Genomic DNA, 17,113 nt, shown 5'->3' on the forward strand with positions numbered 1-17,113 from the left:
GAAAAGATCAAGAGAATAGGAGATGGGGAAATATGAAAACGGAAAACAACATACAGGTAGAGCAATATCGTGGCTCAGAATTGCATACAAAAGGTTGGATTCAAGAAGCGGCGTTACGAATGTTGAGTAATAATCTGAACCCGGAGGTGGCAGAAAATCCAGCAGAGCTAGTGGTGTATGGAGGAATTGGCAAAGCAGCACGCAATTGGCAATGCTACGAGGCAATCGTCAAGGAATTAAAACAGCTTGAGGATAATGAGACATTACTAATTCAATCAGGAAAACCAGTCGCTGTTTTCCGCACCCATAAAAACGCTCCGAAAGTATTGATTGCTAATTCGAATTTAGTACCAGCCTGGGCGAATTGGGAACATTTCCATGAATTGGATCAGAAAGGGTTAATGATGTATGGACAAATGACTGCGGGTAGTTGGATTTATATTGGCAGTCAGGGGATTGTACAAGGGACGTATGAGACGTTCGCAGAATGTGCGAGGCAGCATTTTGACGGGAGCTTGAAAGGAACGATAACTGTTACAGCTGGTTTAGGAGGAATGGGAGGTGCACAACCATTAGCGGTAACATTAAATGAAGGTGTTTGTATCGCAATGGAAATGGACCCTCATCGAATAAGCCGTCGTTTAGATACGAATTACTTGGATACTTCGACTGATAGCTTGGATGAAGCTATTAAACTTGCAGAAGAAGCACGTAATAAGGGAGAGGCACTATCTATCGGTCTATTAGGAAACGCAGCTGATCTCCTACCGCAAATGCTTAACAAGGGGTTTATCCCTGATGTGCTTACAGATCAAACATCTGCTCATGACCCATTAAATGGATATATTCCCGTCGAACTGACGTTAGCAGAAGCCGTCAAACGACGTAAGAATGACTCGACGAATTATGTTCAATTATCTAAACAAAGTATTGCTACTCATGTACAGGCGATGCTGGAAATGCAATCTAAAGGAGCGGTCACCTTTGACTATGGCAATAATATTCGCCAAGTAGCTAAAGATGAGGGAGTTGCAAATGCATTTGATTTTCCTGGGTTTGTTCCTGCATACATCCGCCCACAATTTTGTGAAGGGAAAGGGCCGTTTCGCTGGGTAGCGCTATCCGGTGATCCGGAAGATATCTATAAAACAGATGAAGTCATCTTACGGGAATTTAGTGACAATGAATCCCTTTGTAAGTGGATTCGTATGGCACGAGAAAAAATTAGTTTTCAAGGGCTTCCTTCACGTATTTGCTGGCTTGGGTATGGAGAAAGAGCGCGCTTTGGCAAGATCATTAATCGTATGGTTGAACGTGGGGAATTAAAAGCACCAATGGTTATAGGACGCGACCACCTTGATTCAGGTTCCGTGGCCTCACCAAATCGGGAAACGGAAGCTATGAAGGATGGTAGTGATGCTGTGGCAGATTGGCCAATCTTAAACGCGTTAATTAATAGCGTTGGTGGCGCAAGTTGGGTCAGTGTACATCATGGTGGCGGTGTTGGTATGGGTTATTCTCTACATGCTGGAATGGTAATTGTTGCTGATGGGACAAAAGAAGCGGAGGCACGGTTAGATCGTGTACTGACAACAGATCCAGGAATGGGCGTCGTTCGGCATGTGGACGCGGGCTATAGAAAAGCAGAAGAGACAGCAAAGGAAAAAGGTGTTCATATTCCAATGTTAAATAAAGGAGCGTTATAAATGTCAGAGAGTATCTTTATTAAACACGCAGCCCAATTAGTTACGGTAAGTGGACATACGGAGAATCCTGCCAAAAGAGATGGGATGAGAGAATTGAACTGTATTGAAGATGGCGCATTACTTGCAACGGATGGAAAGATTATTGCGGTTGGTACAACGGAAGGCATTCAAACGAAGTATGAAAATGAGATCAATCAGGCAAAACAGATTAATGCGTCAGGTAAAGTAGTATCTCCAGGTCTCATTGACCCTCATACACATCTTGTTCATGCAGGAACGCGGGAAAATGAATATGCGATGCGTTTAAAAGGAAAGACGTATATGGACATTATGAATCAGGGTGGTGGGATTCATGCTACTACTCGGGCTACACAGCAGGCGGATGTTGATCAACTATACCAAGAGTCAAAACAGCGTCTAGACACATTTTTAGTAAATGGTGTAACTACGGTAGAAGCAAAGAGTGGATATGGCTTAACTACAGAACATGAGATCAAGCAATTGGAAGTATCTCAGCACTTAAATGAGAATCATGTTATGGATATTGTTTCTACTTTTATGGGGGCACATGCTGTTCCAGTTGAGGAAAAAGCGAATCCAGACGCATTTGTTGATCGAGTTATTTCTGAAATGATACCGGAAGTTGCAAAACGGAAACTAGCCCAATTTAATGATGTATTCTGCGAACGGGGTGTGTTTACACCAGAACAATCACGAAGAATTTTAGAAGCTGGTAAGGAATTTGGTTTGATTCCAAAAATCCATGCAGATGAAATTGAACCCTATGGTGGAGCAGAGTTAGCTGCAGCAGTTGGGGCTGTTTCAGCCGATCATTTGTTGAAAGCATCTGATGAAGGAATTCGCCAAATGGCGGATCAGGATGTGATTGGGGTCCTGCTTCCAGGCACTGCATTTTTTCTAATGGCGGAATTTGCCCAGGCAAGGAAAATGATTGACCAAGGTTTAGCGGTTGCACTTTCCACAGATGCAAACCCAGGTTCGTCACCAACACTGTCTTTACAATTTATTATGAATCTTGGCTGTTTAAAAATGGGTATGACACCAGAAGAAGTAATTACGGCCACAACCATTAATGCTGCACATGCAATTGGCCGAGCTAATCAAATTGGGAGCCTAGAAATTGGGAAACAAGCAGATATTACAATTTTCGATGTTCCGAATTATTTAACTTTGTCCTATCAATATGGAATGAATCATGTAGATACAGTTATCAAGTGTGGGCAAGTAGTTGTAGAAGATGGTAACTTACAAACGAGGGCGTTAAAAAAGGTACGTTAAGCTGGGAGGATATCCATGAGTGAAGTGCAGAAGCAGGTACCAGTAACCGGAACAAATCATCCGAAGCAAGCGGTAATGAAGTTTTTTGGTTATAGCCTCATTGGAATTTTCATGTTCTTTCTTCCAATATCAATAAATGGCAGTTCGTCGATACCGTTGGACCATCTCGTAACGTTTTTACGTAATGGCTTCCCTACTGTAGTCTCTGTGTATATCTTTGTCATTATTGCTTTTGGTGCGATACAACCGTTTGTGAACCGTTCATGGAAGAAAAGCACTGTAACCAAGGTCTTATCTTTTTTCAAGGTCATTGGGCTAATTGTAGCATTCATGCTTTATCTGGATATTGGACCGAATTGGTTATTCAGTCCTGATATGGGCCCATTTTTAATGGAAAGCTTGGTTACTCCAGTAGGGGTGCTTGTGCCAATTGGTGCGATCTTTCTTGCATTATTAGTTAGCTACGGAATTTTAGAGTTTGTTGGCGTATTGCTGCAGCCAATGATGCGGCCGATATGGAAAACGCCAGGTAGGTCGGCGATTGATGCTGTTGCATCATTCGTTGGTAGTTACTCCCTTGGCTTATTAATTACCAATCGCGTTTTTAAAGAAGGAAAATATACAGAGAAAGAAGCAGCGATTATCGCAACGGGTTTTTCTACAGTATCTGTTACGTTTATGGTTGTTGTGGCAAACACGCTTGGACTCATGGAAAAATGGAATACGTATTTTTGGGTTACCTTAGTTGTCACGTTTCTGATCACGGCAATTACTGTACGGATTTGGCCGTTAAACAAAATGAGTGAACGTTTTTATGCGGATCAAAAAGGCGATCCAGAAGCAAAAGTAGAAAGGGAACGATTCAAAGTTGCATGGCAGCAAGCGATGAAAGTTGCTGAACATGCGCCATCCATTTATAAAAATATATGGTTAAATCTGAAAGACGGACTTATGATGACAATGTCAATTTTACCATCGATTTTGTCGGTTGGACTTTTGGGGTTAGTACTTGCAGAATTCACTTTTACCTTTGATATACTTGGATATATCTTCTATCCATTTACATGGATCATGCAAGTACCAGAGCCATTGATGGCAGCAAAAGCGGCAGCGATGGAAATAGCGGAAATGTTTTTACCAGCTCTGTATGCTGCAGAAGGCCCGCTAGTTATGAAATTTGTCATTGGTACCCTATCGGTATCAGCGATTTTATTTTTCTCAGCAACCATACCAGTTATTCTATCTACGGAAATTCCAATTTCCATTCCGAAGTTACTCGTGATATGGATAGAACGTACCATTTTGACAATCATTATCGTCACGCCGATTGCATATGTATTATTATAAGTTCACATTGGAATAGATGATTTAGTGATGAGGTTGAGTTTTCGATTTTAAAGTATCTGTATAATAAAAAGACGGAATCTTCATAAATAGAATTGACGAATGAATTTGCCAGCACGTATACTGATTATTAGTTACTAGTCATTAGTTAAATTGCTCTCATTTTAGAATGGAGCTGAAAGAAATAGAATATTTTTTAGGAGAACAAACGGATGACACAGAAACTTCGGATTGGGAAAATTGCAACATTACTGGCGATGTTAGAGGAGCAAGAACGAGCGTCATATTCATCCCTGCTTCAAGATGTCCAATGCTGTGAAGGCAAAGTCGGATCAATGGATATGCAAAAGGTAATATCTGCAGTGGAGACAGCAGTAAAACGTAGCGGTTTGATTCAAGACGGAATTTACCGAGAAACCCATGCACTTTATCATGCAATATTAGAAGGTCTGGAAGGAATTACAAGAGGGCAGTGGGCGATTGGTGAAATGATGCGGACCGTTGGTTTACGCTTTGCTGTTGTTCGTGGAGAACCTTATGTGGACTCTGGAGAAGGTGAATGGATTGCGGTTGCCTTTTATGGAACGATCGGTGCACCAATCAAAGGCTTGGAACATGAAACGGTTGGCCTAGGCGTTAATCATATTTAAAGAAGATAAGATAATCATTACCTAAAGGAACTAGCTAAAAGGAGGTGATGATGGCTGTTTTTGTATGCCATTGTCATCTCTTTTATTGTCTAGAAATTTACAGTTGCGGATAACTTACTGAGTTCGAGCTGCATCTTGCTGCTTGGTTTATGAAACGGAGGAAAATCAATGATTGAATTAACCGGAAACAATTTAACGGTGGAACAATTAAAACGAATCTGTATTCATTTTGAACAAATAGCGATTTCAAGTAAGACGATGGAAAGGGTCCAAGAAAGTAGAGTAGCCGTAGATCGAATTGTTGCCAACAAAGAAATTGTCTATGGGATCACGACGGGCTTTGGAAAATTCAGCGATGTAAGAATTGATACGAAGGACGTAGAAGATTTACAATTGCATTTGATTCGCTCCCATGCTTGTGGAATTGGCAAACCATTCGAAGAAACGATCGCACGTGCCATGATGGTACTTCGGTTAAATGCATTAGTAAAAGGATATTCCGGTGTACGCCCGGTTCTTGTAGAACAATTAGTAAAACTGGTCAATCAGCGTATTCATCCAGTTATTCCTTCGCAGGGTTCTCTTGGGGCCTCTGGAGACTTAGCTCCTCTAGCACATTTAGCCTTAGTAATGATTGGGGAAGGAAAGGTCTTTGATATGACAGGGAAACCAACGGATGCGGCTTCGGTTTTGGCAGAAAAGGGAATTAAACCAATTGTATTACAGGCAAAAGAAGGCTTAGCCTTAATTAACGGTACCCAGGCAATGACAGCAGTTGGAGTCATCAACTATATAGAGGCAGAGAAGCTCGCATATGATAGTGAATGGATTGCAGGACTAACAATGGAAGGATTACAAGCAATTATTGATGCTTTCCATCCTGCGGTTCATGAAGCAAGAGGATATCCACAACAAACCAATGTAGCTAGACGAATGACCGATTGGTTAGAGGGGAGTCGATTAATAACTAAGCAAGGGGATAAGCGTGTACAAGATGCTTACTCGCTCCGCTGCATCCCTCAGGTGCATGGAGCAACATGGCAGGCACTTGATTACGTAAAAGAAAAGTTGGAAATTGAAGCAAATGCTGCAACTGATAACCCACTTATATTTAAAGGTGGAAAATTAGTGATATCGGGTGGGAATTTTCATGGTCAGCCAATTGCCTTAGCGATGGATTTTCTTAAAATAGCAATTGCTGAACTTGCTAATATTTCTGAACGCCGAGTGGAACGATTAGTTAATCCACAATTAAATGATTTATCCCCATTTTTAAGTGCGCAGCCAGGACTTCAATCTGGAGCGATGATCATGCAATATGCCGCGGCCTCACTTGTATCTGAAAATAAAACCTTAGCTCATCCAGCGAGTGTTGACTCAATTCCCTCTTCTGCAAATCAGGAGGATCATGTTAGTATGGGAACAATTGCATCTCGACACGCAAGAGAGATTATCCACAATACGCGTCACGTGTTATCAATTGAATGTATTTGTGCGTTACAAGCAGTAGAAAGTAAAGGGATTGAAAACATGGCAGCGCAACTAAAAGCGAAATATCACGAATACCGAAATATTGTACCGACGATTAGCAAAGATCGGATTTTCTCTACCGATATCGAAGCTGTAGCTAGTCATTTACGTCTACAGAATGATTCTATGGGTACGCTGACGCTAGAGAAAACTTGACAATCTAAGCCATAATTATTAGAATTATCAGTAATTGAATAATGAATGGGTATTCAGTGATTATTGGATGAAAAATAAAGTTGAAATCGCTTCCAATAAGTGCTTGACGCCTAAAACTTTTACTTTAACCAAGTGAATGGAGCAAGAGGCTCAGGTACAGGAGATATCTATCAACTCAAAGCAATAGTAACCATAGCTGTATAGAAAAATTCTTTGGAAAGAGGAGTCTTGAATATGTCTAACGAAGCCATTCAACGAATGAAAGATTCGATGCGCTTGCCTGTTATTATGGCGCCAATGTTTTTAGTATCCAGCCCGAAAATGGTAGTGGCTGCTTGCCAAGCTGGTATTGCTGGGACATTTCCAGCATTAAATGCCCGTACCGGTGATATTTTGGAAGACTGGATGCATCAAATTAATATCGAAATCAACGCAATTAAAGAAAAGGAGCCAACGAAGAAAATCGCTCCATGGGGGATTAACTTTATCACTCATCGTTCCAATAAACGATACACTGAAGATCTTAAGTTAATCGAAAAATACCAACCACCTATTGTAATTACATCACTCGGAGATCCAAGTCCTGTAGTGGAAATTGCCCATGAATATGGTGGCATCGTCTTTTCCGATGTAATTAATGTTAAGTTTGCGAAAAAGGCAATAGAGAAAGGTGCGGATGGATTAATACTCGTAGCTAGTGGAGCTGGTGGGCATGCTGGTGTATTGAATCCCATTGCATTTATCCATGAGATACGGTCATTTTTTGAAGGGCCGATCGTATTAGCTGGCGGTATGTCAGAAGGAGAAGATATTCTCGCTTCGGAAATCGTAGGAGCAGACTTTGTTTACATGGGAACCCGGTTTATTCCTTCAGAAGAGAGTGGGGCGTTTGATGAATATAAGCAAATGATTGTTGATTCATCGATTGAAGATATTATCTATACGGATGCATTCAGCGGTGTTAACGCAAATTATTTAATCCCAAGTATTGTAAAAGCAGGTCTTGACCCGAATAACTTAGAAAAGAAACAGGAAATTAACTTTAATAAATTGGATAATCCGGAGGTGAAAGCATGGAAAGATATTTGGGGTTCTGGGCAAGGAATTGGTGCAATTAATCAAGTACAGTCGATAGAGGAAGTCGTGTCTGAACTAGAAAACGCGTATATATCAGCAACAAAAAAGATTATCAGCCAGAGTAATAGATTGACACATAAACATGTGTAAAAAACTCATTTTAAAGGGGCTGACGATATGAATTATCCACTGACACCGTTGGATTGGAAACGCAGAGCTGTTAAATATTATCCAACGAAGACAGCAGTGATTGATGGAGAGAAACAATTTACCTATCTAGAATTTGGAGAAAGGATTGACCGTTTATCAGCAGCGCTTACAGATGCAGGTATTCAAAAGGGCGATCATGTGGCGGTCATGTTACCTAATACACATTATATGCTGGAATGCTTTTATGGGATTTGCCAAACTGGAGCTGTTATGGTACCGCTAAACTATCGAATTCAAGCATCGGATATGGAATACATTATTAACCATAGTGATGCCAAAATGCTAATTGTCGATGCGGAATTTGCAGCTTCGATTCAGGAAATTGAGGCAAATCTGTCATTGGAAGAAATAATTATTGTTTCTGTTCCTGGATATCATTCTACCTTACAGGGGATAGATTATGACCATTTTATCGCTCACGTCAATCCATCGGTGTATTCTCCAGTGGACATCGACGAAAATCAGCTGCTAACGTTAAACTATACCAGTGGCACCACTTCGAACCCGAAAGGTGTGATGTTGACTCATCGGGCAAACTACATGAATGCAGCAAACTTCATGTTTCATCTTGGAGTGAATCATGATGATGTCTATCTTCATACGTTACCGATGTTTCATGCGAATGGATGGGGAGGTATATGGGCAATCACAGCGGTAGGAGGGGTTCATGTATGTTTACGAAAAGTTGTACCATCTATTATTTTAGAATTATTTGAGCAGCATCAGGTATCGCTATTATGTGGAGCACCAACGGTGATCAATATGCTTGTTAACGATCCTAAAGCACAAGTAACAACGATAACATCGAAGCCACGTATGGGCACGGCAGGATCGCCGCCAGCCGCAGCTTTAATTGAACGAGCGCAAAAGATACTTGGACTAAATATTATGCATGTCTATGGACTAACGGAAACGGCACCTTTTATTTTATACAATGAATGGAAGCAGGATTTTAATGAAAAATCAGCTGATGAACAAGCAACGATTAAAGCAAGGCAAGGTATTGAACTTGCCTTTAATGGAGAAACAAAAGTGATTAGTCCCAGCGGTCAAGAAGTTGCCTGGAATGGGGAGGAGCTGGGAGAAATCGTAACCCGCGGTAATGTAGTCATGAAGGGGTATTATAAAGATAAAGAGCGGACAGCTGAAGCGATCAAAGATGGTTGGTTCCATACTGGGGATTTAGCCGTAACGCATCCGGACGGCTATATTGAGATTCGAGATCGAGCGAAAGACATGATTATCTCTGGTGGTGAAAATATCTCTTCAACAGAAGTAGAAGGGGTATTATATAAACACCCTGATATCTTAGAAACAGCTGTCATCGCTGTTCCAGATGATAAATGGGGAGAAGTACCAATGGCAGTTATTGTGTTGAAATCTGCAGCAAACGTAAGCGAAGCAGATATTGTCACGTATTGTCGTGATAATATGGCCCATTTTAAAGCGCCGAAAATCATAGAATTTGTAGAAGAGCTTCCCAAAACAGCGACTGGTAAACTGCAGAAATTTCGTCTGCGCAGAAAGTATTGGAATAGTGAAAAGCGGGTGAACTAACTATTTGACCGGTTTTGTAATGGTAGAAGTATTGAATAAAAAAGCACCTCGCAGTCGCAAATGAACTCGTTTTGTTCAATAGTGACTTCGAGGTGTTTTTTATTGTTATTCACTTGATTTCTTACCTGAATCGTTTTCACTTGGTTTTTTATCTAAGATGGAGCGTAACTCATTAATCTCCTCTTCAGACAAGGAGTCGTCTTCAATAAATTGTACAAGCATGGACTTCAATGTCCCCCCGTAGATTCGTTGAATGAAGGATTGAGCTTCGGCATGCTGACAATCATCTTGCGCGTAATTCGGGTAAAAAGTATAGACTCTTTGATCTTTATTGACACTGATCACTTGTTTGTATGCAAGACGATCCAATAGGGTGCGCACGGTTTTTGGCTTCCAATCTTTTTGTTCCTGTAATGAAGAAATGACTTCATTGGCTGTCAGCGGGGCGTTTTCCCATAACACAGTCATAACTTCCCATTCTGCTTCTGAAATACTTGGTACTTTTTTAGGCAAATGAATTTCCCACCCTTCTAACCAAGACACATAAACCATGGAATTAATACATGCCTTTTTCCCTTAATATTGCTAATGTTATTTCAGCTGCCTTACTTCCGTAAGCTTTTTCCTCACTTTGTATATTCGTCGCAAAGAAGAAAGTATCTTTTTCGGTTTCCACATAGCCAATAAACCAACCACTAATGTTTTTGCCATTGACGCTACCTGTACCAGTTTTTCCTGAAAGCATTGCCCCATCTTTTTCCTCTAACTTGATAGCATTTTTTACTGTCTGTATATTCTTATCTTTAAATCCATATTGGTTGGTATAAAAACCTTTAAGTACTTGTACTTGTTCAATTGGGGAAATCTTTAACGAAGATTCTAGCCAGTATTGAGATAATCCACCAGAAAGATTGTTATTCCCATAGCCTATTTCGTTTAGGTATGCTTGGATCGTATCTTTCTGAACACTCTGATCCAATTGCTGAAAGTACCAAGTTACGGAATTTTTCATTGCTGTTGACAAATTTTGATCTTTATTCCAAGAATCATAAGGATATTCCACCCCATTCCACTTCAGGATGGAATGGTTATTTGAGATGACGTTTGTCTCTAATCCAAACAGTGCACTATAAATTTTATATGTGGAGTTCGGAGAAACTCGTAATGTGCTTTTTTCTTCGTTATAAATACGATACGTATCATCTTTCATACTATATAATACAAAGCTTCCTTCATAATCCGCAAAATGTTTGCTTAAGTCCTCGTATACTGTCTGTTCATTATTTAAATGATGATAATTATCTTCAGCACCCATAACGGAAATGATTGGAATTTGACTAGTTATAACTACTCCTACTAGAAGAAAGATAGCTAAACTTTTTAGCTTCAACTTTCTTGTTTCCATTGTATAGGAAGCAATACTTTCAATCCGTGTTTTGATCTGCCTTTTAGAACCATTAAGCTGATTGGTCAAACTAAAATGTTCTTTGGCTTGTGCGTTCTTATCAACAAAATTAATAATCGTATTTCCATAATCAACATAATTCTGCCTATCTAATGTATTTAAAACGGCAGTATCACAGGCAATTTCCCGGTCTAATCTCATCTCTTTAAAGGCGAACCAAACAAGTGGGTTAAACCAATATACAATTTGATAGATGACAACAATGTAATTCCAGACCATATCTTTATATTTATAGTGATTCAGCTCATGAAGCAGAATGTATTCAATTTCTTCCTTCGATAGCCATTCCTCAAATCGGATTGGCAGCACAATATACGTTTTAAACAAGCCAAACGTCATCGGCGTTTTGATCAGTGGAGAAACGCCTATGATCAAATGATTCGATATATTTAATTGTTGTTTACACTGTTCAAATAGGGCTATGATGTCGTTATTTTCAATGTTTATTATACTGCTTTTAATTTTCTTTAATTTTAAACAAGCATTTATGGCCAAAACAGATAGAATTAGTATCCCTAGTATCCATATATTAGCTAGTATTTCATTGAGAACGGTAAGATCCAACCTGTTGACAGATACGGAAAAGTCCTGCATCCAATTTTCTTCCCCTGGCGTTTGTTTCATAGAGGTAGAGGAAGAATTGATTTGAGTACTCTGATTAACATCAACGTTAAAATAATTCTCAACTTGAAGTATATTCGTTGGAATAAAAGGAAGTGTTAATCCAAGGAACATTAGAAACCATAAATAATATCTCCATTTGGCTGTGAGCTGCCTTTTAAACACTTTTCTAATTAGCGTTATTACGACAACAGTAAAAGAAGACACGATGAAACTTATTACAAAATGAGTAAAGTACATATGATTATCTCCGTTTCTTAGTCCTTAATTGAGAATATATATTCCACCGATAAGATCACTAAAAGGTGAGACTTCATAAATTTAATATATAAAAATAGTAGCATTTCGTGATGGGATAATCAATCCACTTGGATTTACAGCAAGTCCAATCTTTTAACGAAGTGTTCCTGTTGTTATAATTACAATCCAAGAGAACTTGAGTTCGACTAAAGTTAACCGATTTGACAAAGTGAGATTACAAATGTAGTATAAGATTACAGTTGTAGTCTTATGAAGGTATCTAACTTTTTGGTCTACACTTATTGGTTATGTATCATCATTTGATAATCCAGAGGTAGCCTGCCTTTGCAATCGAAAAAGGACGCAGAAGAAAGCGCCATTTTTAGTACACCATATTTTTCGCTAGAGGTGATTCAACATGTAGGAATCTGATTAAATATGTTGTGTGAACATCAGGCTAAGATCAAAACTTCATGTAGAAAGAGGGAATGGGGATGAATTTAGGGAACAAGCTTTTTAAGTTAATAAAATGGAAGAAAACGGGGCTTGTATTATTTGTTTCATTTGCAGCCTTAATAGGTTGTACAGATGATGAGGCAAGTAGTGAAAGTCATCGAGAAGAGCCAAAGCCAGAAATAAAGGATCGTTTTCAAAGCCTTGAGGATGAATTTGATGCCACCCTTGGTGTATATGCTTTGGACATGGGAACGAACGAATCGATAGCTTATCGGTCAGATGAACGATTTGCTTATACTTCTACCCATAAAGTGCTTGCCGTAGGGGCCCTTTTACAACAAAAGTCAATAGCGGAATTAGATGAAAGGATTACTTATACAAACGATGATCTGGTAAATTATAATCCAATTACAGAGAAGCATGTTGATACAGGGATGACTCTTAAAGAACTTAGCGATGCTTCCCTTCGCTACAGCGATAATACAGCGGCAAATCTTATTTTCAACCAAATCGGAGGTCCGAGTGGATTGAAAAAGGTACTTAGAAATATAGGGGATGATGTTACTGATCCGCAGCGTATAGAGCCAGCGTTAAATGATTTTACACCAGGAGAACCAGCTGATACAAGTACCCCAAAAGCACTTGTTAACAGTCTTCAAGCTTTCACACTAGGAGATGCACTTCCGAAGGAGAAACGATTGCTGTTAATGGATTGGATGAAGCGAAATACAACTGGTGATCATTTGATTCGAGCAGGTGTACCAGATGATTGGGAAGTAGCAGATAAAACGGGTGCAGGTTCCTATGGTACCCGAAATGATATTGCTATTATTTGGCCGCCAGAAGGCGATCCAATTGTTCTTGCTATCCTTTCCAAACGCGATCAGAAAGATGCGGAGTATGATGACAAGTTAATTGCAGAGACAACGAAGGCAGTAATCGACCATATACAATCAGATGATGAGTAAAAATCTAGTCGTATGCAGGCAGTTTAGAATTGGTAAGTAGCTATGTGATAATAAATGAGCAGAATGTTAAAAGGACTGATTAAAATTAGACGTATAATCGGTCCTTTTACGATTGGTGGGTTAATAGTTGATCCAGCAACCGCTGTGACTTAAATCCTTCTACTCCATCAATCACAGGCTGCTTGTCAAATTTTATACATTCTACGAAATGATAGACAGCACCTTCAAATCCTCGTTGTTTTAATACCGTGTCCCATGAAGAGAAAGAAGAGCTTGAAACGGTGTTGTTTCCTTCGATTTCTGTGTTGTTCATATTCTTAACACGAGTTATTACACCATCGCATACGAGTTCAATTTGTTCTAAGTTTGTCCCGGCCTTTCGATGCATTGCTGTGGTGAGAGATATATTTTGAGTGGATTGATACATATGCTGTGCGTACAAAAGTTGATTCTCCCCATTAGTATGAATCGTTCCATGTAATACACGAAGCTCACTATTACTTAACCAACGTACTGTATCCACAATGTGAAGATAATCATCTAGCATGGTGAATGCATAAGAGTTAGGACCAACACTATCTGCTCTATGCTTTTCAACACGTATCCAAGCAATATTAGTTGCTTGTTCCTTCGCTTTCATATACATTGGTGCAAACCGGCGATTAAAACCGACCATCAACTTTCTTCCTGATGTTTTACTTAATTCAACTAGTTTTTCTGCTTCTGAAATAGACGCAGCCAAAGGTTTATCGACATAGACGTCGAGTCCTTTATTCAATAGCTCTGAAACGACTTCGTAATGTGACTGGGTTGAGCTATGTACAAATACAGCATCACAAGCTTGTGCTAATGCTGATAAGCTATAAAAATCTTGGATGCGATATTGTTTGCAAATAGTCTTTCTCTTTTCACGACTTGGTGAAAATGCACCTACAAACGTCCAATCTGTTTCTTTTGAGAGGATCGGCAAGTATGCTTTTTGAGCAATCCCGCCTAAACCTACCATCCCAATTCGAGGAAGATTTACCACATTCATCATCCTTTACCACTTAGAATATAAAAGCTTGTAGCTTTATAATCAACTATTAATCTAAACAAGCAGTCTTTTTATTTTTCTGGCTATCTATCTACTCTTTGTTATGTTAATACTAATGTTAACATTAAAAATAATTCAAAACCATTGGTTATAGCCGAACTATTTAAGGGGATAGGAATGACACTAGCTAATGTTATCAACAAAGCTCCCATTAACATCCAAATCCAGTTTATACGAACGGATAAAATAATACCTACAATCAATAAACAAAGAGTAACGAACAATATCATGAAAGGTGGACCACTCTCTGATTCTATTGGAACATAACGTAAGACGTCATATTCCCAGAGTGGTTTTAAATGTAAAGGAATGGTTTCAGTAAACAATTCAAAAATTATTAATAGCATGGTAAACAGTAAAGTAACCATGAAAGCTGCCTTATGTTGAAAGATTCGAAGGTTGAATGGCTTCAATATCCCAAAGGAAAAGAGTACTAATGTAGGCGTGATTAACGCATGGATCCAGTAACGGCTGAGATTCAGATACTCGAGAAACATACCTTCTCCAATAAATCTGCCAACTGCAATGATACTATTATCGATTACTAAACCAAGTAAGACAAGATAGATAAACGAACGCAATGACCAATTATTCTGAGAAAAGGGTGAACGAACGACGCAGATAAGTAATATCAAATATATGATGGTATAAAGAAAATAGAGCAGGGTATCCATTTCTCTCAACTTCCTCCTTTCATTAAATATAAAAATAATGCTGTTTGTTTAAAGATTGGCATCGTCTAACCACTGTTTTATTGTATCTGTAATCCTCCGTTGTTGTTCCTCAACAGAAATCGTCGCATTGCCATCTCCCTTTTGCTCTCCGTAAATCCCGAACTGTGCATGATTGCCACCTTGAATTTCTTGTAACTCTGCGTGCTGCGATAGCAAATGTTGAGTTTCTTGTATTTCTTTGGGGGTGGTTAATCCATCGTTTTTCGCGTAAATAGACAACATGGGTAGATCCATACCTGTGAAGTTATTATTATCTGTAGGGTAAGATCCTAACAAGATAAGACCATCTAGTTTCGTTGGATTATTAAAAGCAAATGAAGCAGCAGCAACGCCTCCTAGTGAATGACCTCCAATAATCCATTGAACCACAGTAGGAAAGTAATCCATTATCTCTTGCGCAATATTTTGATCAAAAATTGCAAAGTTGAATAAGACCTCTGGAATGATAACAAGGTAGCCTTCCTTTGATAATGTATCTCCATAATAGCTGTAAGCCTCTGGTTCAACCTTTGCTCCTGGGTATAAGATGATACCAGTTTTTGCTTGCTGATTTTCTGGTTCAAAAACAAGCCAATTTTGCTGATACTCCATGGTATCATTACCGAGGAATGTCGACAGGTTATTTGAAGCTTCATAGGTTTGTTCAGACCATATCCAAAATACACTAAAGCCGATGAACACAAGTAGGGAAGTAATAATCAGAATATATTTAATGATCTTCTTCATTTTTACACATACTTTCTCATTTGTATTCACTACGTTGATTTTGATTTTACCATATTCAAAGATGTTACTAACCCTTATAAAAAAACTTGAGGAGGATGAATCCCCCACAAGTTGAAGTGACCTATTTATTGACTTTTTGTTTATAAGCTTTTGCATATTGATCAGCGGCAAAGATCGCGTCTGCCACATCATCTGCGGTTACTTGAAATGCCTGATGAATGGTTTCCTCATCAATTGTTGCTGCTTCTGCCACTTTTATAATTTCCTCGCGGGTGGCATCTTTTAATTTAATCTCTTCTAAAGTTACAGGTAATTCGAGGTGAATGTATAACGCAATGTAACGCTCTATTTCTTCTAAGGAACGTTCTTCTAAAGCAAGCTGGACAAGTGTTCCAAACGCAACCTTTTCGCCATGTGTTAGATGGTGAATATCGCCTTTTATTGCTGTGAATCCATTGTGAATCGCATGTGCTGCAGCTAGCCCCCCACTTTCAAAGCCTAGACCACTAAGTAATGTATTTGCTTCAACGACTGCTTCAAGAGCAGGTGTGACAGACTTAGCCTTCACCGATTCATAAGCAAGGTGTGCATAATCAAACAAGGTCTCCTCACATTTTTCTGCGATTGCTTGTGCAGCGATAGTTGTACTACCACCTGCCATCGTATTTCCTTTCGCTTGAATAACACTTCTTGCCTCGACCCATGTAGCGAGGGCATCAGCGATACCTGATGATAGAAAGCGTTTTGGAGCACCAGCAATTACTTTCGTATCTACTACGACAAGGTCTGGATTTTTATTATAGAAGCGATAGTTTTCAAATACACCCTCTTCCGAATAAACGACTGAAAGCCCACTTGTCGGCGCATCTGTAGAAGCAGTTGTCGGCACAATCACAGTACTGCCATTTATATCATCGGATACAGCTTTAGCGGTATCTAGTGTTTTACCACCTCCCACACCTATAACGACCGTTGCTTTAGCGTTTTTGGCAATATCCGTTATCCGCTTCATCTCTGTTTTCGAAGCTTCACCATTAAATACAACTTCTTCTGTTTGGATAGCTTCCTTCTTTAAGTATTTCACAACGTCATTACCAGCTATATCCCAGACTGTTTCATCGGCAATAACTATCGCTTGATCACCAAGATCTTTGACATATTGTCCAATATTATGAATGGCATTTTTGCCTTGAACGTATTTTGCTGGACTGATAAAGATTCGCTCTGTCATGATATTACACTCCTTTATTATTTCGTCCACCTTAGGTATTCCCAAGT

The 17,113-nt window shown here is 39.3% G+C and carries 14 protein-coding genes; 8 read left to right on the forward strand and 6 right to left on the reverse strand.

The genetic code is table 11. From position 1 onward, the window contains the following. Positions 1-32 precede the first annotated feature (32 nt). From hutU to BN990_RS04735, 7 genes are all read left to right on the forward strand, one after another. Complete coding sequence (gene hutU / locus BN990_RS04705) at positions 33-1,706, forward strand: urocanate hydratase (RefSeq protein WP_038242704.1); 1,674 nt, start codon at positions 33-35, stop codon at positions 1,704-1,706. Then, positions 1,707-3,005 carry an imidazolonepropionase gene (gene hutI, locus BN990_RS04710; RefSeq protein WP_038242706.1) on the forward strand — a complete coding sequence of 433 codons (1,299 nt, stop codon included), beginning with the start codon at positions 1,707-1,709 and terminating at the stop codon, positions 3,003-3,005. Between the two features lie 15 nt (positions 3,006-3,020). Continuing rightward, on the forward strand, positions 3,021-4,352 hold the full coding sequence (locus BN990_RS04715) for a YjiH family protein (RefSeq protein ID WP_051739020.1): 1,332 nt from the start codon (positions 3,021-3,023) through the stop codon (positions 4,350-4,352). 209 nt (positions 4,353-4,561) lie between these two features. Beyond that, on the forward strand, positions 4,562-4,999 hold the full coding sequence (gene hutP, locus BN990_RS04720) for a hut operon transcriptional regulator HutP (protein ID WP_038242708.1): 438 nt from the start codon (positions 4,562-4,564) through the stop codon (positions 4,997-4,999). Between the two features lie 168 nt (positions 5,000-5,167). After that, positions 5,168-6,685, forward strand: coding sequence for a histidine ammonia-lyase (hutH, locus tag BN990_RS04725; protein WP_021289396.1), 1,518 nt, complete (start codon positions 5,168-5,170; stop codon positions 6,683-6,685). Between the two features lie 234 nt (positions 6,686-6,919). Then, the gene (locus BN990_RS04730) at positions 6,920-7,912 is read left to right on the forward strand and encodes an NAD(P)H-dependent flavin oxidoreductase (RefSeq protein WP_038242710.1); all 993 of its coding nucleotides are present in this window, start codon (positions 6,920-6,922) and stop codon (positions 7,910-7,912) included. A gap of 27 nt (positions 7,913-7,939) precedes the next feature. Continuing rightward, complete coding sequence (locus BN990_RS04735; protein ID WP_021289394.1) at positions 7,940-9,529, forward strand: long-chain-fatty-acid--CoA ligase; 1,590 nt, start codon at positions 7,940-7,942, stop codon at positions 9,527-9,529. 105 nt (positions 9,530-9,634) lie between these two features. On the opposite strand, the gene blaI is transcribed toward BN990_RS04735, so the two are convergent. Together blaI and BN990_RS04745 are read right to left on the reverse strand one after the other, a co-directional pair. Beyond that, on the reverse strand, positions 9,635-10,042 hold the full coding sequence (blaI, locus tag BN990_RS04740) for a penicillinase repressor BlaI (RefSeq protein ID WP_038242714.1): 408 nt from the start codon (positions 10,040-10,042) through the stop codon (positions 9,635-9,637). 43 nt (positions 10,043-10,085) lie between these two features. Next, positions 10,086-11,855: a BlaR1 family beta-lactam sensor/signal transducer gene (locus BN990_RS04745; RefSeq protein ID WP_038242716.1), complete on the reverse strand. Its 1,770-nt coding sequence runs from the start codon at positions 11,853-11,855 to the stop codon at positions 10,086-10,088. A 494-nt stretch (positions 11,856-12,349) separates the two neighbouring features. Here BN990_RS04745 and bla point away from each other — a divergent pair, with 494 nt between their 5' ends. Further along, positions 12,350-13,279, forward strand: coding sequence for a class A beta-lactamase (gene bla, locus BN990_RS04750; protein WP_038242719.1), 930 nt, complete (start codon positions 12,350-12,352; stop codon positions 13,277-13,279). A 106-nt stretch (positions 13,280-13,385) separates the two neighbouring features. Here bla and BN990_RS04755 read toward each other — a convergent pair whose 3' ends face one another. The 4 genes from BN990_RS04755 to BN990_RS04770 all read right to left on the reverse strand — a co-directional run bounded on the left by BN990_RS04755 (position 13,386) and on the right by BN990_RS04770 (position 17,066). Beyond that, a complete protein-coding gene (locus BN990_RS04755) occupies positions 13,386-14,318 on the reverse strand; it encodes a Gfo/Idh/MocA family protein (protein ID WP_021289390.1) in 933 nt (310 codons plus the stop codon). Between the two features lie 98 nt (positions 14,319-14,416). Then, a complete protein-coding gene (locus BN990_RS04760) occupies positions 14,417-15,010 on the reverse strand; it encodes a hypothetical protein (RefSeq protein WP_238323667.1) in 594 nt (197 codons plus the stop codon). An 87-nt stretch (positions 15,011-15,097) separates the two neighbouring features. After that, positions 15,098-15,835 carry an alpha/beta hydrolase gene (locus BN990_RS04765; protein WP_031335058.1) on the reverse strand — a complete coding sequence of 246 codons (738 nt, stop codon included), beginning with the start codon at positions 15,833-15,835 and terminating at the stop codon, positions 15,098-15,100. Between the two features lie 121 nt (positions 15,836-15,956). After that, entirely contained in the window at positions 15,957-17,066 is a 1,110-nt protein-coding gene (locus tag BN990_RS04770) for a glycerol dehydrogenase (protein ID WP_021289387.1), read from the reverse strand. Positions 17,067-17,113: the final 47 nt, after the last annotated feature.

Source organism: Virgibacillus salexigens (assembly GCF_000723585.1).
Taxonomy (GTDB): Bacteria; Bacillota; Bacilli; order Bacillales; family Amphibacillaceae; genus Virgibacillus; species Virgibacillus salexigens.